This is a genomic window from Novosphingobium percolationis, assembly GCF_020179425.1.
Taxonomy (GTDB): Bacteria; Pseudomonadota; Alphaproteobacteria; order Sphingomonadales; family Sphingomonadaceae; genus Novosphingobium; species Novosphingobium percolationis.
In genome coordinates, this window is the sequence record NZ_JAILYM010000005.1 from 207,479 (window position 1) to 230,706 (window position 23,228).

25 protein-coding genes are annotated in these 23,228 nt (G+C 67.2%); 10 read left to right on the plus strand and 15 right to left on the minus strand.

From position 1 onward, the window contains the following. Window positions 1–5 precede the first annotated feature (5 nt). From K3A84_RS14440 to K3A84_RS14450, 3 genes are all read left to right on the plus strand, one after another. Entirely contained in the window at window positions 6–782 is a 777-nt protein-coding gene (locus K3A84_RS14440) for a ParA family protein (RefSeq protein ID WP_225010052.1), read from the plus strand. Continuing rightward, the gene (locus K3A84_RS14445; RefSeq protein ID WP_225010053.1) at window positions 779–1,750 is read left to right on the plus strand and encodes a ParB/RepB/Spo0J family partition protein; all 972 of its coding nucleotides are present in this window, start codon (window positions 779–781) and stop codon (window positions 1,748–1,750) included. The genes K3A84_RS14440 and K3A84_RS14445 overlap by 4 nt, the downstream gene beginning before the upstream one ends. A 104-nt stretch (window positions 1,751–1,854) precedes the next feature. Next, window positions 1,855–3,009: an acyl-CoA dehydrogenase family protein gene (locus K3A84_RS14450; protein ID WP_225010054.1), complete on the plus strand. Its 1,155-nt coding sequence runs from the start codon at window positions 1,855–1,857 to the stop codon at window positions 3,007–3,009. A gap of 60 nt (window positions 3,010–3,069) precedes the next feature. Here the strand turns inward: K3A84_RS14450 and K3A84_RS14455 are convergent, their stop codons facing one another. The 4 genes from K3A84_RS14455 to K3A84_RS14470 form a co-directional block, all read right to left on the minus strand. Further along, complete coding sequence (locus K3A84_RS14455; protein WP_225010055.1) at window positions 3,070–3,522, minus strand: hypothetical protein; 453 nt, start codon at window positions 3,520–3,522, stop codon at window positions 3,070–3,072. Between the two features lie 115 nt (window positions 3,523–3,637). Next, window positions 3,638–4,120, minus strand: a complete 483-nt coding sequence (locus K3A84_RS14460; RefSeq protein ID WP_225010056.1) for a GAF domain-containing protein — start codon at window positions 4,118–4,120, stop codon at window positions 3,638–3,640. Between the two features lie 62 nt (window positions 4,121–4,182). Next, window positions 4,183–5,004: an ATP-binding protein gene (locus K3A84_RS14465; protein ID WP_225010057.1), complete on the minus strand. Its 822-nt coding sequence runs from the start codon at window positions 5,002–5,004 to the stop codon at window positions 4,183–4,185. Further along, window positions 5,004–6,722, minus strand: coding sequence for an acyl-CoA dehydrogenase (locus K3A84_RS14470; RefSeq protein ID WP_225010058.1), 1,719 nt, complete (start codon window positions 6,720–6,722; stop codon window positions 5,004–5,006). The genes K3A84_RS14465 and K3A84_RS14470 overlap by 1 nt, the downstream gene beginning before the upstream one ends. A gap of 47 nt (window positions 6,723–6,769) precedes the next feature. Here K3A84_RS14470 and K3A84_RS14475 point away from each other — a divergent pair, with 47 nt between their 5' ends. Next, complete coding sequence (locus K3A84_RS14475) at window positions 6,770–7,723, plus strand: L-threonylcarbamoyladenylate synthase (protein WP_225010059.1); 954 nt, start codon at window positions 6,770–6,772, stop codon at window positions 7,721–7,723. A 3-nt stretch (window positions 7,724–7,726) separates the two neighbouring features. On the opposite strand, the gene K3A84_RS14480 is transcribed toward K3A84_RS14475, so the two are convergent. The 8 genes from K3A84_RS14480 to K3A84_RS14515 all read right to left on the minus strand — a co-directional run bounded on the left by K3A84_RS14480 (window position 7,727) and on the right by K3A84_RS14515 (window position 15,360). Continuing rightward, window positions 7,727–8,119: a hypothetical protein gene (locus tag K3A84_RS14480; RefSeq protein WP_225010060.1), complete on the minus strand. Its 393-nt coding sequence runs from the start codon at window positions 8,117–8,119 to the stop codon at window positions 7,727–7,729. Between the two features lie 19 nt (window positions 8,120–8,138). After that, on the minus strand, window positions 8,139–8,891 hold the full coding sequence (locus K3A84_RS14485) for a head GIN domain-containing protein (RefSeq protein WP_225010061.1): 753 nt from the start codon (window positions 8,889–8,891) through the stop codon (window positions 8,139–8,141). Between the two features lie 242 nt (window positions 8,892–9,133). Next, complete coding sequence (locus K3A84_RS14490; RefSeq protein WP_225010062.1) at window positions 9,134–9,658, minus strand: CarD family transcriptional regulator; 525 nt, start codon at window positions 9,656–9,658, stop codon at window positions 9,134–9,136. A gap of 385 nt (window positions 9,659–10,043) precedes the next feature. Further along, complete coding sequence (fdxA, locus tag K3A84_RS14495; RefSeq protein WP_133721237.1) at window positions 10,044–10,382, minus strand: ferredoxin FdxA; 339 nt, start codon at window positions 10,380–10,382, stop codon at window positions 10,044–10,046. 64 nt (window positions 10,383–10,446) lie between these two features. Further along, the gene (locus K3A84_RS14500; protein ID WP_225010063.1) at window positions 10,447–10,740 is read right to left on the minus strand and encodes an RNA-binding S4 domain-containing protein; all 294 of its coding nucleotides are present in this window, start codon (window positions 10,738–10,740) and stop codon (window positions 10,447–10,449) included. After that, window positions 10,740–13,292 (minus strand): helicase-related protein, encoded by a 2,553-nt coding sequence (locus tag K3A84_RS14505; protein ID WP_225010064.1) that lies wholly within the window; start codon window positions 13,290–13,292, stop codon window positions 10,740–10,742. The genes K3A84_RS14500 and K3A84_RS14505 overlap by 1 nt, the downstream gene beginning before the upstream one ends. A 111-nt stretch (window positions 13,293–13,403) precedes the next feature. Continuing rightward, the gene (gene rpoZ, locus K3A84_RS14510; protein WP_225010065.1) at window positions 13,404–13,748 is read right to left on the minus strand and encodes a DNA-directed RNA polymerase subunit omega; all 345 of its coding nucleotides are present in this window, start codon (window positions 13,746–13,748) and stop codon (window positions 13,404–13,406) included. Window positions 13,749–13,845: 97 nt separating this feature from the next. After that, on the minus strand, window positions 13,846–15,360 hold the full coding sequence (locus K3A84_RS14515; RefSeq protein ID WP_225010066.1) for a replicative DNA helicase: 1,515 nt from the start codon (window positions 15,358–15,360) through the stop codon (window positions 13,846–13,848). 160 nt (window positions 15,361–15,520) lie between these two features. On the opposite strand from K3A84_RS14515, the gene K3A84_RS14520 reads away from it, so the two are divergent. From K3A84_RS14520 to K3A84_RS14545, 6 genes are all read left to right on the plus strand, one after another. Beyond that, complete coding sequence (locus K3A84_RS14520; RefSeq protein ID WP_225010067.1) at window positions 15,521–16,003, plus strand: UPF0262 family protein; 483 nt, start codon at window positions 15,521–15,523, stop codon at window positions 16,001–16,003. 33 nt (window positions 16,004–16,036) lie between these two features. Next, on the plus strand, window positions 16,037–16,732 hold the full coding sequence (locus tag K3A84_RS14525) for a glycoside hydrolase family 25 protein (RefSeq protein WP_225010068.1): 696 nt from the start codon (window positions 16,037–16,039) through the stop codon (window positions 16,730–16,732). Further along, complete coding sequence (locus tag K3A84_RS14530) at window positions 16,729–17,163, plus strand: cytidine deaminase (protein ID WP_225010069.1); 435 nt, start codon at window positions 16,729–16,731, stop codon at window positions 17,161–17,163. Before K3A84_RS14525 ends, K3A84_RS14530 begins: the two co-directional genes overlap by 4 nt. A 25-nt stretch (window positions 17,164–17,188) precedes the next feature. Then, a complete protein-coding gene (dcd, locus tag K3A84_RS14535) occupies window positions 17,189–17,743 on the plus strand; it encodes a dCTP deaminase (RefSeq protein ID WP_225010070.1) in 555 nt (184 codons plus the stop codon). Window positions 17,744–17,832: 89 nt separating this feature from the next. Then, window positions 17,833–19,002, plus strand: a complete 1,170-nt coding sequence (locus K3A84_RS14540) for an acyl-CoA dehydrogenase family protein (protein ID WP_225010071.1) — start codon at window positions 17,833–17,835, stop codon at window positions 19,000–19,002. Between the two features lie 24 nt (window positions 19,003–19,026). After that, window positions 19,027–20,205 carry a saccharopine dehydrogenase family protein gene (locus K3A84_RS14545; protein ID WP_225010072.1) on the plus strand — a complete coding sequence of 393 codons (1,179 nt, stop codon included), beginning with the start codon at window positions 19,027–19,029 and terminating at the stop codon, window positions 20,203–20,205. Window positions 20,206–20,223: 18 nt separating this feature from the next. Here K3A84_RS14545 and K3A84_RS14550 read toward each other — a convergent pair whose 3' ends face one another. Genes K3A84_RS14550 through K3A84_RS14560 form a run of 3 tightly spaced genes read right to left on the minus strand, consistent with a single transcriptional unit; the run spans window position 20,224 to window position 23,193 of the window. Next, window positions 20,224–20,595, minus strand: coding sequence for a (2Fe-2S) ferredoxin domain-containing protein (locus tag K3A84_RS14550; protein WP_225010073.1), 372 nt, complete (start codon window positions 20,593–20,595; stop codon window positions 20,224–20,226). After that, window positions 20,592–21,017, minus strand: coding sequence for an acyl-CoA thioesterase (locus tag K3A84_RS14555; RefSeq protein WP_225010074.1), 426 nt, complete (start codon window positions 21,015–21,017; stop codon window positions 20,592–20,594). Before K3A84_RS14555 ends, K3A84_RS14550 begins: the two co-directional genes overlap by 4 nt. Window positions 21,018–21,042: 25 nt before the next feature. Further along, window positions 21,043–23,193 (minus strand): S9 family peptidase, encoded by a 2,151-nt coding sequence (locus K3A84_RS14560; RefSeq protein WP_225010075.1) that lies wholly within the window; start codon window positions 23,191–23,193, stop codon window positions 21,043–21,045. Window positions 23,194–23,228: the final 35 nt, after the last annotated feature.

Below are 23,228 nucleotides of genomic sequence, written 5' to 3' on the forward strand. Positions count from 1 at the left end.
AAGCGATGATCACGATTGCCGTTGCCAACCAGAAAGGCGGGGTGGGCAAGACCACCACCGCGATCAACATCGCCACCGCGCTTGCCGCGACCGGGTGGAAGGTGCTGATGATCGATCTCGATCCGCAAGGCAATGCTTCTACCGGCATCGGCGTGCCCGCATCGGAACGTGAGCGTTCGTCGTACGACCTACTGATCGATCAGGCCACCATTGCCGACTGCGCGGTGCCGACGCGTATTCCCGGTCTCGACGTGGTGCCCGCCACGGTCGATCTGTCCGGGGCCGAAGTCGAGCTGGTCAGCGTAGAGGATCGCACCGGACGTTTGCGCTCCGCGCTGGTCGCGGATGCCGGGCACGACATCTGCCTGATCGACTGCCCGCCCTCGCTGGGCCTGCTGACGCTCAACGCGCTGACCGCCGCCGATGCCTTGCTCGTGCCGCTGCAATGCGAGTTCTTCGCGCTTGAGGGCCTGTCTCAGCTGCTCCAGACGGTGGAGCGCGTGCAGGAGCGGTTCAACCCTGATCTCGGCATCCTCGGCATCGTGCTGACCATGTACGACCGCCGCAACCGGCTGACAGACCAGGTCGCCGAAGACGTGCGTTCGTGCCTGCACGATCTCGTCTTCGAAGCCGTGATCCCGCGCAACGTGCGCTTGTCAGAAGCGCCGAGCCATGGGCTTCCGGCGCTGATCTACGACCATGCCTGCGCCGGTTCGCAGGCCTACATGAAGCTGGCGCGCGAACTGATCGGCCGCCTGCCTGAACGGAGGAAGGCCGCATGAGCGGTGAAGACAGCGGTGTGAAGGCAGTGGCTCAGGCCCCGGCACCGAAGCGCGCGGCCCTGGGACGCGGCCTTGGTGCGCTGCTCGGCGAGACGCGGCGCGAGGAATCGCTGGTCCGTCCGGCCGGTGGTGCGGCAGGCGCTGGTTCCGTCGCTGCGGGCGTGCCCAATGGCGGCATCGCCTTGCTACCGATCGCGCAGATCGAGCCGCACCCCGACCAGCCGCGCCGCCACTTCGATGAAGACGCGTTGGAAGACCTCGCCCGCTCGATCGCGGCGCGTGGCGTCATCCAGCCGGTGATCGTGCGCCCGCTGGGCAACAACCGCTACCAGCTCGTCGCGGGCGAACGCCGCTGGCGCGCCTCGCAGCGCGCGCGGGTCCACGAGATTCCGGCAATCGTCCGCCAGCTCGACGAACGCGATGTCACCGCGTTGGCGCTGATCGAGAACCTCCAGCGCGAAGACCTGAACCCGGTCGAGGAGGCGCGCGCCTATCAGCGCCTGTCCGAGAACGAGGGACTGACCCAGCAGGAGATCGCCACCTTCGTCGACAAGTCGCGCAGCCACGTCGCCAACCTGATGCGTCTGCTCGCGCTGCCCGACGAGGTGCTGCAACTGGTCGAGCGCGACGAGCTGTCGATGGGCCATGCCAAGGCGCTCGCCGCGCTGCCCGATCCGCTGCCGCTGGCGCTGGAAGTCGTCGCCAAGGGCCTGTCGGTCCGCGATGCCGAACGTCTCGCCAAGCGCGCGGGGCGTCCCGATGCCGCGCCGCGCAAGGCCCGCGCCACGCGCGATCCGTCGTTTTCGGCGGACATCGCGGCGGTCGAACAGCACCTTGAGGAGATCCTTGGCCTCAAGGTCAGCATCCAGGCCGATGCCGATCCCAGCTCGGGCGCGGTGACGATCCGCTACAAGACGCTCGACCAGCTCGATCTGGTCTGTCAGCGCCTGTCCGGCGGCGCCATCTGATCGCCTGTCCCAAAAGGCAATTAACCGCCTGATTAAATTTCGTTGACCCATCCGGGACCGCGGCCTATCCGGTTATCAGACAAGATAACCGGAGAGCCCGCGCCATGTCGCTCGATCTGATTCCGCGTACCGCCTACAACGAAGACCACGAAGCGTTCCGCCAGACCGTACGCCGCTTCATGGAGACCGAGATCGCCCCCAACGCCACCAAATGGGCGGAAGAGGGGCTGATCCCCAAGTCGGTCTGGCCCAAGGCGGGCGAACTCGGCCTGCTGTGCCCGACCGTGCCCGAAGCCTACGGCGGCCTCGGCCTCGATTTCGGCTACAACGCGATCATCGACGAGGAAGGCACCTACTACGGCGGCGCTTCGACCGGCTTTTCGCTGCAGTCGGACATCGTGGCCAACTACCTGATCTCCTACGGCTCGGAAGAGCAGAAGCAGAAGTGGCTGCCCAAGATGGTGTCGGGCGAAGTGGTCACCGCCATCGCCATGACCGAACCGGGCACCGGCTCCGACCTTCAGGGCATGCGCACGACCGCCAAGAAGGACGGCAACCACTACGTGATCAACGGGTCGAAGACCTATATCACCAATGGCCAGAACGCCGACCTGATCCTAGTGTGCTGCAAGACCGACACCGAGATCGAACCGAAGTGGAAGGGCGTGTCGATCGTCCTCGTCGAAGCCGATCGCGAAGGCTTCCAGCGCGGCCTCAACCTCGACAAGATCGGGCAGGACGAGGCCGACACCTCGGAACTGTTCTTCAACGACGTCCGCGTACCGATCACCAACTGCCTGGGTGAAGAGGGCAAGGGCTTTATCTACCTGATGAGCGAACTGCCGCAGGAGCGCCTGTCGATCGCTGTCGGCGCGCAGGCCGCCGCGCAGAAGGCCTTCGACGATACCGTCGCCTTCACCCGTGAGCGCAAGGCGTTCGGCAAGCCGATCCTCGATTTCCAGAACACCCGCTTCACGCTGGCCGACCTCAAGTCGAAGCTGCAGGTGGGCTGGGCGCACCTCGACTGGGCGCTGGCGCGACACCTCAAGAAGGAGCTGACCCCGGAAGAGGGCGCTGCGGCCAAGCTGTGGCACACCGAACTGCAGTGGGAAGTCATGGACAAGTGCCTGCAGCTGCACGGCGGCGCTGGCTACATGAACGAATATGCCATTGCCCGCAGCTGGCGCGCCGCACGCGTCACCCGCATCTTCGGTGGCACCAACGAAATCATGAAGGAGCTGATCGGCCGCAAGCTGTAAGCCGCGTTCGATCGCTGATTGGAGAAGGCCCCGTCGGACATCCGGCGGGGCTTTTCCGTGTCAGGAGGGCGGAGGTGCGCCGTCATCCACCGGCGCATCGACGTAGCCTTCGGGGACAGGCTCGCCGTCCTCGATGGTGATTTCGGAGACGGTTACGACCTCGCAGCAGGCCGGCGGGCCGGGACGCAGGCCGAGCGACACCGTCACGAGATCATATCCGACCACGCGGTAGCCCGCGGGCACAGGGTAGGCGGCCGGGAAGGGATAGGCGGCAAGGCCGGGGAACATGGCGCAATTCTCCGTGCCGGTCGCCGTCTTCCGCGTTGTGGGGCCAGCGCTGCACTGCTCCATCCAGCGGCGCAAGCGCGCTTCGTCCGGGCGGGCGATTTCGACCTGGGGAACCCCTGCCGAAGCCGGGAGCAACACGGCGTCCATCTCGGTTGCACAGGCAGGCGTGGCCATCGCCACCGTAGTGGCGAGAGCCAGGTATAAATAGGCACCCCGCTGGTTCACGCCGTGACAAGTCCTTCAATTGACGGCGAATGACATCAATTTCCGGATATCATGAAGCGGCAGATTCGCCCAGCAGCACTGACAACCCTTGTGGTGGCGAAGGCCGATCGGCGGATCAGATCCGCGCCGACAGGATTGACGCCAGCGCCTCGATTCCGGCGGCATCCTCTGCATCGAAGCGGGCGGGCGATGGGCTGTCGAGATCGATCACCGCGATCACGGCGCCATCGCACATTACCGGCACGACCAGTTCCGAGCGGCTGGCGGCATCGCAGGCGATATGGCCGGGGAAGGCGTGGACATCGGGCACGAGCTGGGTTTCGCCGTGCAGCGCCGCAGCACCGCACACGCCCTTGCCGAGCGGGATGCGGATGCAGGCGGGCTTGCCCACGAAGGGTCCGAGCACAAGTTCTCCGCCAACCATCCGATAGAAGCCGGCCCAGTTGAGATCGGGCAGGAATTGCGCGAGCACCGCGGCGACATTGGCCATGTTGGCCACGCCATCGGGCTCCCCTTCGGTCAGCGCACGCGCGGCGTCGAGGAGATCGCGGTAGAGATCGGCCTTGGCCTGGCCGGGAACGGGGTCGAAGCTGTACATGGCGCCCGCTCTAGCGCGACTTGGGGCAAAAGTCGCGTCGCGCAACTTCTGGCCCAGTGCTGTCAGATCGTCCGACCGGCCCGTCCTGCCAATTCGTTGACATATTGCCACGCCACGCGGCCCGAACGCGCGCCCCGACGCTTGGACCATTCGAGCGCGTCGGATTCTTCCCACGCCAATCCGTAATGCGCGGCATAGCCCGCGATGATTGCCAGATAATCGTCCTGGGGACAGGCGTGGAAGCCCAGGCTGAGGCCGAAGCGGTCGGCCAGCGCCAGCTTGTCGTCGACCGCGTCGCGCGGGTTGATCGGATCGTCCTGTTCGCTCGCATGGCGCTCGACGATGGCGCGGCGATTCGACGTGACGGCAAGACGCACGTTGGCCGGGCGCGCTTCCACGCCACCTTCGAGCCACGAGCGCAGCTTGCGAGAGCCGTCGCTATCGCCCGCATCGAAGCCGAGATCGTCGAGGAAGACGAGGAAGCGCCGCTCTACCGCGCGCAGCGTGGCGAACAGCTGCGCAAGGCCGGCATCGGGCGAGGCCTGCACCAGCGCGATCGAGCCGGGCGAGGCCATTTGCGCCGCGCGCGTCGCGGAGCGCAGAAGGGCGGACTTGCCCATGCCGCGCGCGCCCCACAGCAGCATGTCGTGCGCCGCGCTGCCGCGCGACAGGCGCGCGACGTTTTCGGCGACAGCTGCCTTCTGCTTGTCGATCCCGCGCATCAGCTCGAGCGCGGGCGCTTCCAGAACAGGCACGGTGCGCGCGACCGTGCCGTCCCACACATAGGCGGGATGGGCCAGCCAATCGACTGGCAGCGGCGCCGGTGGAGCAAGCCGATCGAGCGCATCGGCGATGCGCGCGAGCAGAACAGCGCTATCTTCCATCAGCCGACCAGCGCGGCCGAATCGAGTTCGTAGAGCAGTTCCTCGCCCGCCATGGCGGCCGCGCCAAGGCCGCGCGCTTCGGGCGCGATGGTGCGGTTGAAGAACTTGGTCACGGCGGTCTTGGCCGGATCGCCGCTGGCGCGCGCCTGACGGGCCAATTGCCAGCCCGCGACGGCAACCGCGCACATCGTCAGGAACGGCACCGAACCGCTGAGCTTGTCGTCGAGCGAGGCGCTGGTGGTCATCCACTGGCCTATCGCGGCGGCATCCTTGGCCAGCGCGGCGACTTCGGGCACGTCTTCCATTTCGGCGGAAATGTCGCCCAGCAGCGCCTGCAAGACGCCGCCATTCTCGAAGCCCAGCTTGCGGGTGACGAGGTCTGCGGCCTGGATGCCATTGGTGCCTTCGTAGATCGGGGCGATGCGCGCGTCGCGATAGTGCTGCGCGGCGCCGGTCTCCTCGATGAAGCCCATGCCACCATGGACCTGAACGCCGAGGCTGGCGACTTCGCAGCCGACGTCGGTGCCCCATGCCTTGAGCAGCGGCACGAGCAGCTCGGCGCGCTTGCCCGCGGCCTCGTCGCCCATTGCCCCGCGATCGACTTGCCCTGCGGTATAGTAGAGCAGGGCGCGTGCGCCTTCGGTCAGCGCGCGCATCCGCAGGATCATGCGGCGCACGTCGGGGTGTTCGATGATCGCCACGGGTGTCTTGTCGGCGCTGCTGGCCCGGGCCGACTGGACGCGGTCGCGGGCATAGCGCGAAGCCTGCTGCAGCGCGCGCTCCGCGATCTGCACGCCCTGGCTGCCGACATTGATGCGCGCCGAGTTCATCATCGTGAACATCGCGGCAAGGCCGGCGTTCTCGCGCCCGACCATCTCGCCGATGCATTCGCCGTGATCGCCATAGGACATGACGCAGGTGGGCGAGGCGTGGATGCCCAGCTTGTGTTCGATCGAGACGCAGCGCACGTCGTTGCGTTCGCCCAGCGAGCCGTCGGCGTTCACGTGGAACTTCGGCACGATGAACAGCGAGATGCCGCGCGTGCCTGCAGGCGCATCCGGCGTGCGGGCCAGCACGAGATGGATGATGTTCTCCGCTGCGTCGTGCTCGCCAAAGGTGATGAAGATCTTGGTGCCCGCGATCCGGTACTTGCCCGCGTGGGGGCCTTGCGCGATCGGCGTGGCGGTGCTGCGCAGCGCGCCGACGTCAGAGCCTGCCTGCGGCTCGGTCAGGTTCATCGTGCCCGACCATTCGCCCGAGACCAGCTTGGGCAGGTAGAGCGCCTTCTGCGCCTCGCTGCCGTGGTGGTGCAGCGCCTCGATCGCGCCGACGGTGAGCATCGGCAGCAGGGTAAAGCCCATGTTGGCCGCGCCCAGCGTTTCCAGCACGCAAGTCGCCAGCGTGAAGGGCAGGCCCTGTCCGCCGAAGTCCTCCGGCCCGGCGATCGAATTCCAGCCCTGTTCGACGAAGGCCCGGTATGCGTCGGCATAGCCTTCGGGCAGCGTAACCGTGCCATCGGCCCAGGCCGCACCGACGGTATCGCCCGCACGGTTGAGCGGACCCCATTCGCCCGCGGCGAAGGCGCCGATGCCTTCGGCAATGGCCTCGACCACGTCGGGCGTGGCGGCGGCATAGCGTTCGTGGCTCGCAAGATCCTCAATCCCGGCGCAGACCTTCATGGCGAGAACCTGGTCTGCGGTTGGCGGCGTGAAATCCATTGCTTGTTTTCCTTGGCAGCGCTGCAGGCGCGCTATAGCGCCAAGCCATGAGCGCGACAAAGCTTCCTGTTGGGGTATGGGCAGATCAGGCCGGGATTGCGCAGGCCGCGCGCGTGATCGCGGACGGTGGCACGGTCGCGGTGCCGACCGAGACGGTCTATGGCCTGGCCGCGCGCGCCGACAGCGACCAGGCGGTGGCCGGGATCTATCGCGCCAAGGGACGGCCCGACTTCAACCCGTTGATTGTCCACGTGCCCGATCTGGCGGCGGCGGAGCGGCTGGCGCTGGTCGATGATCGCGCGCGGGCGCTGGCACAGGCGTTCTGGCCGGGCGCGCTGACCATGGTGCTGCCGCGCCGCGCCGATGCCGGGCTTGCCGCGGCGGTCAGCGCGGGCCTGCCGACGGTGGCGCTGCGCTGCCCGGCGCATGGCGTGATGCAGGCGCTGCTGCGGGAAAGCGGGCTGCCGCTGGCCGCGCCCTCTGCCAATCGCAGCGGTGGCGTCAGCCCCACCACGGCAGCACATGTCGCGCAGTCGCTGGGCGCGCGGGTGGACCTGATCCTCGATGGCGGGGCGAGCGAACAAGGGATCGAATCGACCATCGTCGGCCTGCGCGACGATGGTTCGTGGGCGATCCTGCGCCCCGGCCCGATCGAGCAGGCGCGCATCGCCGCCGTGCTGGGCGATCACGCCGGAGCCATGACATCGGTCGCGCGCGGGATCGAGGCGCCCGGCCAGCTTGCCAGCCACTATGCGCCGGGCAAGCCGGTGCGGCTCGATGCGGCAGCGGCCGAGGCGGACGAGTTCCACATCGGCTTCGGCGCGGTGGCGGGTGACGTCAACCTGTCGGAGACGGGCGATCTGGCGCAGGCGGCGGCCCGGCTCTATGCCTGCCTGCACGCCGCCGCAGCCGCGCCGAAGCCGCGCATCGCGGTCGCGCCTGTGCCGCAGTACGGCATCGGCGTTGCCATCAACGACCGGCTGGGGCGCGCCGCCTCCTGATCGTCAGTCTGGTTCGTTTGGGACCGAGGGGCGTAGATCCGACATCTGCCCATAGAGGCCGCGCGCTTCTTCGCAGGCATCTTCGTCACCGTGTTCGCAGCGGTTCCGGGCACGGTCGTAGTCGCGCGAGAGCCGGCCGTAGCGCTCCTCGCGCTGGCGCATCTGGCGCCCGCGCTTCTCGTCGCGCTCGGACTGGCTGACGGTGACGCGGTCATAGACGTCGGCGGTGGTGTTGACGGCGCGGGCGCCCGCCCTGACCGGAGCGGTGGCGAGGCCGACCATGCTGCTGGCCACGCAACCGGACAGCAGCGGGGCGAACATGAGGGCGAGAACGATCGGGCGGCGCGTCATGCCGCCGATCTTCTGTGCGCGCAGCCCGGCTGGCAAGTCCGGCATTGCGCGTGCAGCACCAGTGTCAGGGTTCGCAGACCAGGCGGCCCGATCCCATCGACGAGACCTTGCAGGTGGCGCGGCCCTTCACGCGGACTTCGCCCGAGCCCATGATGTCGGCCTTCACGTCGCCATCCGAGGCGAAACGCGTGTTGCCGGAGCCCGCAACGTCGACCTTGGCGCTGGAGGCGGTGAGGCCGTCCAGTTCGGCATTGCCGCTGCCAGCAACCGTGACCTTGAGCTGGTCGGCCGATCCTGCGCCGCGCAGCTTGCCCGAGCCGACCACATCGACTTTGAGTTCCTTGGCCGTGATCCGCGTGGCGTCGATCGTACCCGATCCGGCGATCGTGACCTTTGCCTGATCGGCTTCGAGCGCGTCGATATCGATCTGGCCCGATCCGGCCAGCACCAGTTCGCGCGCGGCGGGCAGGGTGACGTTGACGGTGGCTACGCCGCTCTCGTCGCTGCTCTTCCAGTTGTCGCGCGCAATGCCGAGCTTGCCGTCCTTCAGGGTGAAGCGCAGCTTGTCCTTGATCGCCTGCTCGCCGTCGACGCTGATGGCGATCGCCGCCCCACGCACGATATGGACCCGGTCGGGGCCGAGCAGGGTCACTTCATCGGGCGCCTTGCCCGACAGGTCGAGCTGGGCGAGCGGCACGCCCTTGGCACCGTCGATGGTGACGCTGGCCGCGTCGCAACCCGAAAGCGCGGCAGCAAGGCCGACAAAGGCGACGCCCGCGAGCGTCTTGGCGAGATCCTTGAATGTGGCAGGCGACATGGCGAACACTCCCGTGCTGGTGTGCATCATGCCTGCCTAGGTAGGGCAGGGGCGGGCGCAGGGCCATGTCGTTCGGCGGCGGTGCTCGGCGGCTGGTGGAATGAAGTGTCGGTGATGTCCGGACCACTCCAAACCCTCTCGCTTGCGGGAGGGCGGATAGCAGTCTGATGCCTCTGCGTCGCACAAACGAAAAGGGCCGCCGGATCGCCCGGCGGCCCCTTCGTAAATTCTGACGGAGCGGGTTAGACCGCTTCGTAGTACTTCGGTGCGTGTTCGTTGAGGATCGCGAGGATCTTCTGGAGCGCGGCCGGCTCGTCCGTCTTTTCCATGGCCGCGAGTTCGCGCGCGAGGCGCGAGGAGGCGGCTTCGAAGATCTGGCGTTCCGAGTAGGACTGTTCCGGCTGATCATCGGCGCGGAACAGGTCGCGGGTCACTTCGGCGATCGAGACGAGATCGCCCGAATTGATCTTCGCTTCGTATTCCTGGGCGCGGCGCGACCACATCGTGCGCTTCACCTTGGGCTTGCCCTTGAGCGTGTCGAGCGCTTCGCGCAGCGTCTTGTCGGACGACAGCTTGCGCATGCCGATCGCTTCGACCTTGTTCACCGGAACACGCAGGGTCATGCGTTCCTTTTCGAAGCGGAGCACGTAAAGCTCCAGCTTCATGCCCGCCACTTCTTCATTCTGAAGTTCGACCACCCGGCCGACACCGTGCTTCGGATAGACGACGTAATCCCCAACATCGAAGGCAAGAGCCTTGGCTGCCATTGCTTATCCTTTCGACGCAGGCAGGGAATAAGCGGCGACGGGCGGAGATCCGCCCTTCCAGCACAAGGTTCCGGGCCCTTTGGGGAGAGGTCCGGCAAGCGACCGCCTTATTGGCGCGGTCGGCGATCCCTTTGCGATACGTTTGCCGCCAGCCCTGCCTTCTCGTGGTGAAAAGGCGCCGGAACAGGGGCAAGCCCGTCCGGCGCGTGACGGCTACATAGCAGCTCTGTAATAAAATTGCCAGACCCGGATGCGTTAAATCGCCTTCATCCGCAGGGGTACCCCACGGAAAAGCGCAAAAAATGCATCAATGCGGGCCAATCGGGCTGGTTGGATGCACGCGCCAGGCGAATCGCCGACGCGCGCCGCCGGTTGGTTGCCCCGATCAGTCGCCTTCGCCGGGTTCGGCAGAGAAGTACTTGTCGAACTTGCCCTCTTCGCCCTTGTGCTCGTCGGCGTCGGCCGGCGCGTCCTTCTTGGCGGTGATGTTCGGCCATTCCGCCGAGAACTTGGCGTTCAGCTCGAGCCACTGCTCAAGACCCGATTCGGTATCGGGCAGGATCGCCTCGGCCGGGCATTCGGGTTCGCACACGCCGCAGTCGATGCATTCGCTGGGGTTGATCACCAGCATGTTCTCGCCTTCGTAGAAGCAGTCCACGGGGCAGACTTCGACGCAGTCCATGAACTTGCAGCGGATGCAGGCGTCGGTAACGACATAGGTCATGGCGGTGATTTTCCCTCAGGCGTTGTGTGTTTGCCGTCGTGCTAGAAGCGTTTGGCGGCAGGCGTCAAGCGTGTGTTGCGCCAGTGGGCGCGACATCGGGTCGCGCGGAGGGTTCGATCAGGCGATAGCAGGCCTGCGCTTCGGGCGCCGGACCGCGCCGGACAGGCAGCGCGAGCACTTCGATCACGCGTACGCCATGGTGCGTCGGCAGTACCAGCAGGTCGCCTGTCCGAACCGTGGCGCTGGGGCGTTCGATGCGCCGCCCGTTGAGCCGCATATGGCCTTCCAGCGCCCAGTCGTGAGCATGGGTGCGCGTGGGCGCAAGCCGCAGATACCACAGCAGCTTGTCGAGCCGCATCAGTCGAGCAGCTCGGCCAGCGCTGCGAAAGCGCCGGTGGCGGGCGGGCGTGACCGCTGGCGTGGGCGTTCGGCGCGCGGGCGCGGCGCGCGCCAGTCCCACAGCGGTGGCATCGGCGGGCCGAACGCGCCATCGGCCAGCGGCCGGCCGGTGGCGACGCGAAACCCCGCCGCGCGCAGCAGTGCCGCGTAACTCGCGGTCGAGAGGCCCATCGAACGGGCCAACGCCGGATCGAGGTAATAGCGCTTGCCCCTGGCGGCGATGCGCGTGCGGTGTGCATCCTGCAGCAGCTTTTCGGCGAGGTCGACGCGCAGGGCTTGCGCGCCCGTGCGGCGATAGCCCAGCGGCGGGTGCTGGCCGCCGAGCGCCGCGGGCATCGCTTCGGCAAGGCGCGGGGGCGCAAGGCCGCGCAAGGCCGCGAGCGTGGCCCACAGCCGCAGCGCGGGAACCTTGAGCGCGCCCGGCACGAACAGGTCCAGCCCGCCGACGCGCACGCCAAGCTTGCGCAACGCATCGCGCTGCGCGCCGTCGAGCTTGTCCAGCCCGGACTCCTCGCGGGCCAGCACGCCGCCCGCTTCTACCAGCTGCAGCAGCAGAGCGCGCAGGGCGGGGCCGGATGCGGGCGCGCGACTCGCTTCCTCCAGCTGCCGCAGCGGCGCGAGCGGCTTCTCGAGCGCTTCGGCGAGCCATCCGGCCAGCGCGGTTTCGATGCGTTCGCGCGTCGGTGGAGGCAGGCGGGCAAGCGTGGGATCTAGCGCGACGCGCGGGGCAAGCAGCGCCTTGCCCGATTCGAGCCGCGCGATCGCGCGGTCGCGCCAGATCAGCGCGCGGTCGTCCAGCATCATGCCATCGGCGCGTGCGGCATCGGCGACGAGCTCGGCGGCGCGAGCTTCGAGCAAGCCGGAAAGGTGCTTTTCCGCCGCAGCCAGCAGGAGCTTGCGGTCCTCTGCGCGGGCGAGGGGATCGACCACGAAGCGGAACCCTTCGAGGTGGCCGATGGGTTCATCATCGACGAGCACCGCGCCTGCATCGGACAGGCGCACCGGCAGCAGGCTCGCGTCGGCGCCCGCCTTGCGCATGAGCACGGTAGTACGGCGATTGACGAAGCGTTCGGTCAGGCGGCCGTGCAGCGCATCGGACAGCCGCGTTTCCACGGCGCGGGCGCGTGCGGCCATCTCGTCCTTCGCCAGCACCCAGTCGGGGCGCTGCGCGATGTAGGACCACGACCGGATCGCGGCGATGCGGCCCTGCAGGGTGTCGATATCGCCCGAGGGGTTGTCGAGATGCGCGATCGCCTGCGCCACGTAGTCCGCGCCGAGGTAGCCGTGGCGCAAGTCCTGCCACAGCCGCGCGACGAAGCGCGAATGCGTCTCGGCGCCCTGCTGGCGGAAATCGGGCAGCGAGCAGGCCTGCCAGAAACGCTGGACCTGTCGCCGCCCCCGCACGGTTCCGGAGATCTCTGGATCTTCGGCAAGGCGCTTGAGCACGGCGAGGTCGATCGCCTGCGGGGGCGTTGCCAGTTCGGGGCGCGGCGGCGGGCTTTCGAGATCGTCGATCAGCATGCTTACCGAATCGAAGCGCGGCTCGGCCTCGCGCCAGAACAGCCGGGTCAGCGGGGGGAAGCGATGTTCCTCGATTCCATAGACTTCTTCCGGCGCGAATTCGGGATCGTGGCCGCCCATGCCCGCGAGCGCGCCGAAGGTGCCGTCCTTGTGGTGCCGTCCCGCGCGTCCGGCGATCTGCGCCATTTCCGCCGTGGTCAGGCGGCGATGGCGGTGGCCGTCGTACTTCGACAGCCCGGCAAAGGCGACGTGCGTGACATCGAGGTTCAGCCCCATGCCGATGGCGTCGGTGGCGACGAGGTAGTCGACCTCGCCCGCCTGGTACATCGCGACTTGCGCGTTGCGCGTCTGGGGCGAGAGCGCGCCCATGACCACCGCCGCGCCGCCGCGAAAGCGGCGCAGCATCTCGGCCATGGCGTAGACCTGCTCGGCGCTGAACGCGACGATCGCGCTGCGCGGGGGCAGGCGCGACAGCTTCTTGGGTTCTGTGTGCGACAGCGTGGAAAAGCGCGGGCGGGTGACGATTTCCGCCTCGGGCAGCAGCGCTTTGATCATGGGCTGTAGCGTGGCCGACCCGAGCAGCATCGTCTCTTCGCGCCCGCGTGTGTGCAGCAGGCGATCGGTGAAGACGTGGCCGCGTTCGGGATCGGCGGACAGCTGGGCTTCGTCCAGCGCGACGAAGGCGAGGTCGGGCCGGCTGGGCATGGCCTCTACCGTGCACAAGTGCCAGCGCGCGCCCTTGGGCTCGATCCGTTCCTCGCCGGTGATCAGCGCGACGTTCTGCGCACCCTTGATCGCGCAGACCCGGTCATAGACCTCGCGCGCCAGCAGGCGCAGCGGAAAGCCGATCGCGCCGGACGAATGCGCGCAGAGCCGTTCGATGGCGAGGTGAGTCTTGCCGGTGTTGGTAGGGCCGAGCACCGCCTTGACGGACTTGGGATCGCCCGTCTTGCGGTCGCTCCGATCGCGCGCGTGGACGAAGCTGGCCATAACCCGAAATGTGGCGAGCAAGGCCCGCAGACGCAAGAAGGCGCCGGAATTTTATCCCCGGCGCCTTCTGTGACCTGGCAATGCAGACCTTGGCGGGATCAGCCCCCGAGGTCAGCCGTCGTAGTCGGCGCCAAGCGAGGTGTTGCGCACCGGCGCCGCCGCGGTGATGCGCAGCGCTTCGGCCGACTGCGACAGCGAGCCGATTTCGTCAGCTTCGTCGTCGTCGTCGGGCAGGACGCGCTGGAGCGACTGGATCAGGTTTTCCTTGAGCACGGCCGGACGCACGGTCTCTTCCGCGATTTCGCGCAGGGCGACGACCGGGTTCTTGTCCCGGTCACGGTCGACCGTCAGCTCGGCCCCGCCCGAGATCGCGCGGGCGCGCTCGGCAGCCAGCAGCACGAGATCGAAACGGTTGGGGATCTTGTCGACGCAATCTTCGACGGTAACGCGCGCCATCAGGGCACTCCGATAGGCAGGAATGGATGGAAAGGACGTCCGCTAGGCCGCAGGTGTGGAAAAGTCAAGGAAATGCGGGGCGAGCAGCGGCGAGGCCCTATTCGTCGTCTCCGGCATAGGCGGCGCGCATGTCGTCGGGGGCGAGGTCGCTGAAGCGGGTGATGCGCGCTTCGAAGCGCATGCGCACCTTGCCGGTCGAGCCGTGGCGCTGTTTGGCGACGATCAGTTCGGCAAGGCCATAGACGCGCTCCATCTCCGCCTGCCAGGCAGCGTGGGCTTCCTGGATCTTGGGATCGTCGTCGCCCTGCGGCACCTTGGGCTCGCGCGATGCAACGTAGTAGTCTTCGCGGAACACGAACCAGACCATGTCGGCGTCCTGCTCGATCGAGCCCGATTCGCGCAGGTCCGACAGCATCGGGCGCTTGTCGTCGCGCTGTTCGACCGCGCGGGAGAGCTGCGACAGCGCGATCACCGGAACCGCGAGTTCCTTGGCCAAGGTCTTCAGGCCACGCGAGATTTCCGAGATCTCGTTGACGCGGTTGTCGCTGCGTCCAGAGCCCTGCAGCAATTGCAGGTAGTCGACGATGATCAGGCCGATGTCGTGGCGGCGCTTCAACCGGCGGGCGCGGGCGCGCAAGCTGCCGATGGTGAGCGCCGGGGTGTCGTCGATGTAGAGCGGCAGTTCGGCAAGGCGCTGGCTGGCGAAGGACAGCTGCTGGAAGTCCTCGCGGCTGATGCGGCCCATGCGCAGCGCTTCCGAACTGATGCCCGACTGCTCGGCGAGGATACGCGTAGCCAGCTGGTCGGCGCTCATTTCGAGGCTGAAGAAGGCGACACCTGCGCCGACCGAATCCTTGAGCGGTATGCCATCGGCCAGGTCGCGCCGCAGCCGGTCGGCGGCGTTGAACGCGATGTTGGTGACGAGCGAGGTCTTGCCCATGCCCGGACGCCCGGCGAGGATGATCAGGTCCGAATCGTGCAGGCCGCCGATCTTTTCGTTGACCGAGGTAAGGCCGGTGGTCTTGCCCGAGATATGGCCGCCCGACAGCAGCGCCTTCTCGATCATTTCCAGCGAGGCCCGCGTCGCCTGTGCGAAGCTCTGCGCCTCGCTGCCGGTCTGCGCGCCTTCGGCCACGGCATAGAGCGAGGCTTCGGCCAGTTCGATCTGCTGCAGCGGGGCAACCGATTCGCTGGTGTCCATCGCCTGTTCGACCAGCGTACGCCCGACCGTGATCAGTTCGCGCAGCAGCGCGAGGTCATAGATCTGCTCGGCCAGCTCCTTGGGGTTGAGCAGACCCTGACCGTCGGCCGTGAGCCGCGCGAGATAGGCGGTGCCGCCCAGTTCCTTGAGTCCCTCGTCGCTTTCGAAATAGGGTTTGAGGGTGACCGGCGTGACCACCGCCTTGCGGTCGATCAGCGCCTGGATGCGTTCGAACACGCGGCCATGGACGGCGGCGAAGAAATGCTCGGGCTTGAGCGGGCAGGTCAGTTCTTCAAGGATGCGATTGTCGATCAGCACCGCGCCGAGGAAGGCCGCCTCGGCTTCGACGTTGGAGGGTACGGTGCGGACCTGATCGGGTTCGCGCATGAGGATCGCTTCGCTGGCTGCCATGCACCTTCATTGACGCAAGCAGGACACTCGCTGCAAGCGCTCAGCGGCGGGGCGAGCGTGACAATTTACCCACAGGCTGTGGACGGTTGCGACATCGGTGTCACAATGCCCTGCAAAGAGCCTTGCCCCGCGCTTTCGCGTCTGCGAAACACACTGTCCCATGGCGGACGCGCGCATTTCGCATATCGAGCTTGATGAAGCGACGATCATCTGGCGCAATGCCGATATCGAGCAGGAGCGCCGGATCGCGATCTTCGACCTGATCGAAGAGAACACCTTCAAGCCGCTGCGTGCCTTCGAGGCAGGACATACCGGCCCCTATCGCCTGCGCTTGTCGGTCGAGGATGGGCGGCTGGCGCTGGCGATCGCCGACGAAGCCGAGCAGATGCTGGAGACGATCATCCTCGGCCTCGGGCGCTTCCGGCGACCGATCAAGGACTACTTCGCGATCTGCGATTCCTACTACCAGGCGATTCGTCGTGCGACCGCGCAGGAGATCGAGACGATCGACATGGCCCGGCGCGGCGTCCACAACGGCGCAGCCGAATTGCTGCTCGAACGCTTCGACGGCAAGATCGAGACCGACTTCGCCACCGCCCGGCGGCTTTTCACCCTGATCTGCGTGCTGCATATCAGGGGCTGATCCAGACGAGATTCGGGGCGCACCTTTCAGGCCATGACGAACAAGCGGAACAAGGCGCGCCGGCGCCTGTGGGCGGCATTGCTGCTGGTGCTGCTCGCCGCGGGCGGAGCTGTGTGGTGGCAGGCGCGCGTCTGGCGGCCAGAGCGCACGCGCTTTCCCGTGCAGGGCTTGTGGATCGATGCGCATGACGGCGCGCCCGACTGGCGCACGCTCAAGGCCGATGGCGCCGATTTCGTCTATGTGACCGCGAGCGAGGGGGCGGAACGGCGCGACCCGTTGTTCGGCGACGGAATCGAGGCGGCGCGCGCCGCGGGGATGCAGGCGGGCGCGGTCCATGTCTACGACCTGTGCGCGCCCGCCGATGCGCAGGCGGCCAATTTCGTCACGACCGTCCCGCGCGAGAAGGACCTGCTGCCACCCGCCATCGCGCTGGATATCGATCAGCGCTCGTGCCCGGAAGCGCCGGGGGAAGCGGCCTTGCAGAGCGAGCTGACGACCTTTCTCAATCAGGTGGAGAAGCACGTCGGCAAGGCTGCGATTCTCATGCCGACGCGCGCCATCGAGGCGCGTTACCACCTCGCCGCCGTACTCGACCGGAATATCTGGCTGGTGCAGGATTATCTCGCGCCGGGCTATGCGGGCCGTCCCTTCGTGATGTGGACCGCTTCGAGCCGCGCGCGGGTCAAGGGGCTGGAAGTGCCGGCGCGCTGGGTCGTGGTGCAACCATGAGCGCGCTTTCGCCCGAGCTTCGCGAGGCGCTGGTTGCCGCGGCACGGTCGGCGGCGGAAAGCGCCTATGCGCCCTATTCGCACTTCCAAGTGGGCGCTGCCCTGCTGTTCGAGGATGGCGTTATCGTAACCGGGGCCAATGTGGAGAACGCGAGCTATGGCCTGTCGCTCTGCGCCGAAACCGTCGCCTGTGCCATCGCCTCCCATGGCGGGCGGCGTGGCGGGCTGGTCGCGGTGGCGGTGCTGGGCGGGCCTGGCGGGCAGGTCGCCGCGCCGGTCACGCCGTGCGGGCGCTGTCGGCAGGTGCTGAATGAGCTGGCGGGCCTTGGCGGCACCGATCCGCTCGTTCTGTGCGTTGGTGCGACGGAGATATTGGAAACCCGGCTTTCGGTGCTATTGCCCCACGCATTCGGCCCGGCGCAGCTGGGCTGACGTCAGGTATTTTCCGGGGGCAGGCGTGGCCATTCTTTCCGACAAGTGGATCCGCGAAAAGGCGATGACCGAAGGCATGATCGAGCCTTTCGTCGAGCGTCAGCAGCGCGACGGCTGCATCAGCTACGGCTTGTCCTCGTATGGCTATGACGCGCGCGTTGCCGAGGACTTCAAGATCTTCACCAACGTTGATTCGGCGGTGGTCGACCCCAAGAACTTCGATTCGAACTCGTTCGTCGACCGCAAGACCGACGTCTGCGTGATCCCGCCCAACTCGTTCGCGCTGGCGCGCACGGTGGAATATTTCCGCGTGCCGCGTGACGTGCTGGTGATCTGCCTGGGCAAGAGCACCTATGCCCGTTGCGGGATCATCGTGAACGTCACCCCGCTGGAGCCGGGCTGGGAAGGGCACGTCACGCTCGAATTTTCCAACACCACGCCGCTGCCCGCCAAGATCTATGCCAACGAGGGCGCGTGCCAGTTCCTGTTCCTGCAAGGCAACGAACCGTGCGAGGTCAGCTATGCCGATCGTGCGGGCAAGTACATGGGCCAGCGCGGGGTGACGCTGCCACGCCTCTGACGGTTTAATCGTTCGATTGACTAAGGCGGCGGCGACCGCGATACCTGCGCGCGGCGGACGGGACAGATCCCGCCGCGGGAGGATCGCCGATGGCCCATCTGTTCGACGAGTGGCGTACCCGCTCGCCCCATTACGACGAGACGCACGAAGCCGTTTGCGACAGCGTCCGCGCGTTCGTGACGCGCGAAGTCCTGCCGCACGTCGATGCGTGGGAGCGCGCCGGTCAACTGCCGCGCGAACTGCACGCCAAGGCGGCGCAGGCGGGCATCCTCGGCTTCGGCTATCCGGAAGAGTTCGGCGGTACGTCCGAAGGCTTCAACATCTTCCATTCCTTCGTGCAGAGCGAGGAGCTGTGCCGTCCGGGTGCGGGCGGGATTGTCGCGTCGCTGATGACGCATGGCATCGGCCTGCCGCCGATCCTCGCGGCGGGCAGCGATGCGATGAAGAAGGCCATCGCGCCGGCGGTGCTGGCGGGGGGAAAGATCATCGCGCTCGGCATCACCGAGCCTTCTGGTGGATCAGACGTCGCCAACCTGCGCACCAAGGCCGAACGCAAGGGCGCGAGCTACATCGTCAACGGGCAGAAGACCTTCATCACCTCAGGCATGCGTGCCGACTACATCACGCTGGCCGTCCGTACCGGCGGTCCGGGCATCGGCGGCGTGTCGTTGCTGCTGGTCGACATGACCAGCCCGGGCGTGTCGCGCACCGCGCTCGAAAAAATGGGCTGGCACGCGTCTGACACCGCGACGATTCATTTCGACGACGTCGAAGTTCCCGCAGAAAACCTGATCGGCCCGGAAAACGCAGGTTTCGGGGCGATCATGCGCAACTTCAACGGCGAACGCATCGGCATGGCGCAGCAGGCGGCCGCCAATGCGCGACTGTGCTTCGAGGATGCGCTCGACTGGGCGCGCGAACGCTCCACCTTCGGCAAGCCGCTGGTCGCCAACCAGGTGATCCGTCACAAGCTGGCCGACATGCTCCGCCGCATCCAGGCGACGCAGGCGTGGATCGACCACTGCGCATGGACGCTGGTGAACGGCAAGGCCGCACCGGGCGAGTTCGCGCTGCTCAAGGTGCAGGCGACGCAGACCATGGAATTCTGCGCGCGCGAGGCGTGCCAGATTCTCGGCGGCGCCAGCTTCATTCGCGGCAGCCGGGTCGAGCGGATCTACCGCGAGGTGCGCGTGATGGCGATCGGCGGCGGATCCGAGGAAATCATGTTCGACCTCGCCAGCCGCCAATATGGATTCTGACATTTCAGGAAGGGAGTGACTTCCATGACCACCGACCGCGCATCGCGTCCCTATGACATCGTGATCTATGGGGCGACCGGCTACACCGGCCGCCTCGTCGCCGAATACCTGAACACCCATTACGGCCAGAGCGGCCCGAAGTGGGCGATGGCGGGTCGCAGCGCCGCCAAGCTCGCTGAGATCCGCGACCTGATCGGCGCGCCTGCCGACACGCCGCTGATCGTGGCCGACATCGCCGATCCGGCCAGCATCAAGGCCCTGGCCGAATCTACGCGTTCGATCGTCACTACCGTCGGCCCGTACCAGCTCTACAGCGAGCCGGTGGTCGCCGCCTGCGTCGAAGCCGGGACCGATTACGCCGATCTGTGCGGCGAGCCGGTGTGGATGCGCCAGATGATCGACAAGTACGATGCGGCCGCCAAGGCGAGCGGCGCGCGCATCTGCTTCTCGTGCGGGTTCGATTCGATCCCCTTCGATCTGGGCGTGCTGATGCTCCAGAAGGAAGCGGTTGCCCGCTTCGGCGCACCGGCGCCGCGCGTGAAGGGCCGCGTGCGCGATACCAAGGGCGGCGTGTCGGGCGGCACGGCGGCCAGCCTTAAGGCGACGCTGGCAGCCATCGCCAAGGAACCGGCGCTTGGGCAGATCATGGCCAGCCCGTTCGGCCTGACCCCCGGCTTCGAAGGCCCGGCCCAGCCGGCGGGCGACGTCCCCACCTATGACGAGGCGCTGGGATCGTGGGAAGCGCCGTTCGTGATGGCGGTGATCAACGTCAAGAACGTCCACCGCACCAACCAGCTGCTCGGTTTCCCGTTCGGCAAGGACTTTGTCTATGACGAGATGATCCTTACCGGCCCCGGCGATCAGGGCAAGGCGGTGGCCGACTACATCGCAGTGACGCCGATGATCGGCAACCCCGACGATCCGCTGCCCGGCGAAGGCCCGACCAAGGAAGTGCGCGACAACGGCAGCTACGACCTGCTGTTCCGGGGCGAAATGCCCGATGGGCGTTCGATCCACTATGGCGTCAAGGGCCGCTACGATCCGGGCTATGGTTCGACCAGCCGCATGCTCACCGAAACCGGGCTGGGGCTGGTGGAATCCGACGTCGGCGGCGGTGTCGGCACGCCGGGCGCATTCCTGGGCGAAGCGCTGGTGAAGCGCCTGCGCGACCACGCCGAAATCAGCTTCGAAGTGGAGAACTGACCGTTCAGGCGGCTTGAATCAGGCGGCGGGCGGGTGGAGGCGGAAATCCTCCACCGGCACGCCGCCGATGACGTGCTCCTGCAGCACGCGTTCGAGGACTTCGGGCGTGCAGGAATGGTACCAGACCTCGTCCGGGTAGACGACCGCGATCGGCCCCGCCACGCAGACGCGCAGGCAGCCGACCTTGTTGCGCAGCACGCCCTGCGCCCCGCCCAGTTTCAGTTCGCCCAGCCGCTTCTTCAGGAACGCCCAGCTTTCCTCGCCCTTTGCGCGCGGCGCGCACTTGTCCTTGTCCGGCCCCGCGCAAAGCAGGATGTGGCGCTGCATGGCGAACCCGCCCAGCTGCGCCAGCGCATATTCAGCCTGAGCGATCTCGTCGGGCGTGGTCACTTGAGCAGCCAGGGCTGGAGCAGCGCGCGGAACTCGTCGGGGATGGGCGAGGCCTTGTGCCCATCGGTGCAGACCACCACCGACCGGCAGGTGGCGACCGCGCGGCCTTCCTGCACCAGCAGTTGCTGCATCTGCCAGCTCGACCGGCCCACGTCGCAAGCGGCGACATAGCAGGTCATGCCTTGCGGAAAGTGCGCCTGCGCGAGGTATTCGATGGCGACGCTCGCCACCATCGGGCGGAACGTCTCGGTCCGTTGCAGCCCGATCCCGACGTTGAAGCGCACGCGCCCGTCCTCCAGCACCGACGCCATCGCCACGTTGTTGATGTGATCGTTCGGATCGAGGTCGGCGAAACGGGTCGTGACCTCGTGGGCAAAGGTGTAGCGCGCCGGATCGAGCAGCGCGGGGTCGGGCTTGGCCATGGTTTCTCCCTGTCTGACGGCAGGGTTAGCCTTCCTTGCCGCCCTTTCTCAACCACCGATCGAGCCAGTGGAACACCGTCTGGTGCCATTGCAGCGAATTCCTGGGCTTGAGTACCCAGTGGTTCTCGTCGGGGAAGACCAGCAGTTCGCTCGGCACCTTCATCGTCTGCAGCGCGGTGAAGGCGGCCAGCCCCTGCGTGTAGGGGATGCGGAAGTCCTTCTCGCTGGTGATCACCAGCATCGGCGTCTTCCATTGGGCGACGTGGTTGACCGGGTTCCACTTCTCGAACGCGGCGGGATCCTGCACGTAGTTCTTCTGGCCGTGTTCCCACTCGTCGAACCACAACTCTTCCGTCTCGAAAGCCATCGCACGCGCATCGAACACGCCGTCGTGCTGGACGATGCAGCGGAACTTGTCGGGCCAGTTCCCCTCGATCCAGTTCATCATGTAGCCGCCATAGGAGGCGCCCACCGCGCAGGCATTGTCGGCATCGATCTGGGCGTCGAGCGCGGCGGCGGCTGCGAAGCCCTTTTGCAGGTCTTCCAGCGGCTTGCCGCCCCAGTCGTTGTTGATCGCGTCGGTGAAGGCCTGCCCGTACCCGGTCGAGCCGTGGAAATCGACGGAGACCACGGCATAGCCCTGCGAGGCCCAGACGCGCGGGTTCCAGCGGTTTGACCACGAATCGTTGTACGACCCTTGAGGCCCGCCATGGACGTTGAGGATGCCGGGCAGCTTGCCCGACAGGCCCGCAGGCTTGGTGATCTGGCCCCACACGGTGTCGCCGTTCGCGCCCTTGAAGCTGAAGCGCTGCGTGGTGATCGGGGCGCGGGCGGCCAGCGTCGACGCGGCGAGGTCGGTCAGCGCGCGCGCCTTGCTGCCGGGCTTGCCGACATAGACTTCGGCGGGACCCTCGATCGAATCGCGGGTGAAGACGAAGCGCCCGTCCTTGAGCGGCGTGACGTTGCCGATTGCGCCCTCGCGGCCCTTGACGGGCGACAGGGCGAGGCGCGCGACCTTGCCGGTGGCGACGTCGATGCGGAAGACGGGGGTATCAAGCACGTCCTCGGCGGAGGCCAGCAGCGCCTTGCCGTCGGAGGTCCAGCGCAGCGCGCCGGCTGAGCGGTCCCAGCTTTCGGTCAGTGCGCGATTCTCGCCGGTCTTGAGGTTGAGCAGGTGCACGACCAGACGGTCGGCTTCGTACCCCGGTCGCGCCATGGCGGTATAGGCCAGCCACTGGCCATCGGGTGAGACGGCGGGGCCGGTGTCGGTCGCCTTGTTCGCCGCCGTCAGGTTCTTCGGCGCGGCACCATCCACTGGTGCCCACCACAGGTCGAGGTTGGTCGAACGCGGCTCGTCGCGATCTGCCTGGCGCGCGGCGTAGACCACGGCGCTGCCGTCGCTGGCCCACGCCACTTCGCCGCCATCGCCGAAGGGCTTGGTCGGGGCATCGCCCACCAGCCCGCCGTTTGCCGGATCGCCATCGAGCGCGCGGCCCGTGTCGGCATTGACGCGGCCATCGTGACCGAGGGCGAAGGCGAAGATCCGGCTGTAGTTGCCCGGCGTTTCCCACGCATCCCAGTGCCGCACGAAGCCGGTGCCGTCCTTGTAGAGGCGGCCGGTGCCGGGACCGGGGAGGGTGGTGTTGCCGTCGTTGTCGCAACCTCCGAACGTGGGGCAGGTGCGCGCGATATCGCCCCAGACCGCGATGCGCTTGCCATCGGGGGACAGCTTGAAGCCGCTGACGTCAGCCTTGAACGTGGTGATGGCGGCCAGCACGGGCGTGGTCGAAGCAGGAGCGGCGATCTTCCAGACCTGCGTGCCTGCGTCCTTGCCGTCCTGCTTGCGGTCGGACAGCAGGTAGAGACTGCCATCGGGCGCGAAGGCGGGGTCGCTGGCCGAGCCATCGACCGTGACCTGCCGCGCGGGCGCCTTGCCATCGAGCGGGCGGAGCCACAACTGGGTGCTGCGCTGGTAGCTGGCGGGATCGGTGACCGTCACCGTGTAGGCAACGAGCTTGCCATCGGGCGACACGGCCACGCCGCCAAGCCGGTTCAGCGTGACCAGATCCTGCGCGGAGAAGGGCGGCAGCGGTTGCTGTGCGGGGGCTGCGGCGACCGAAACGGGAGCGGCAAGGACGAGGGCAAGCGCGGCGCGCGACAGAAAACTGGTTTTCATCGAAACCGGATAGGCGGTTCCGTCGGCAATTTCCA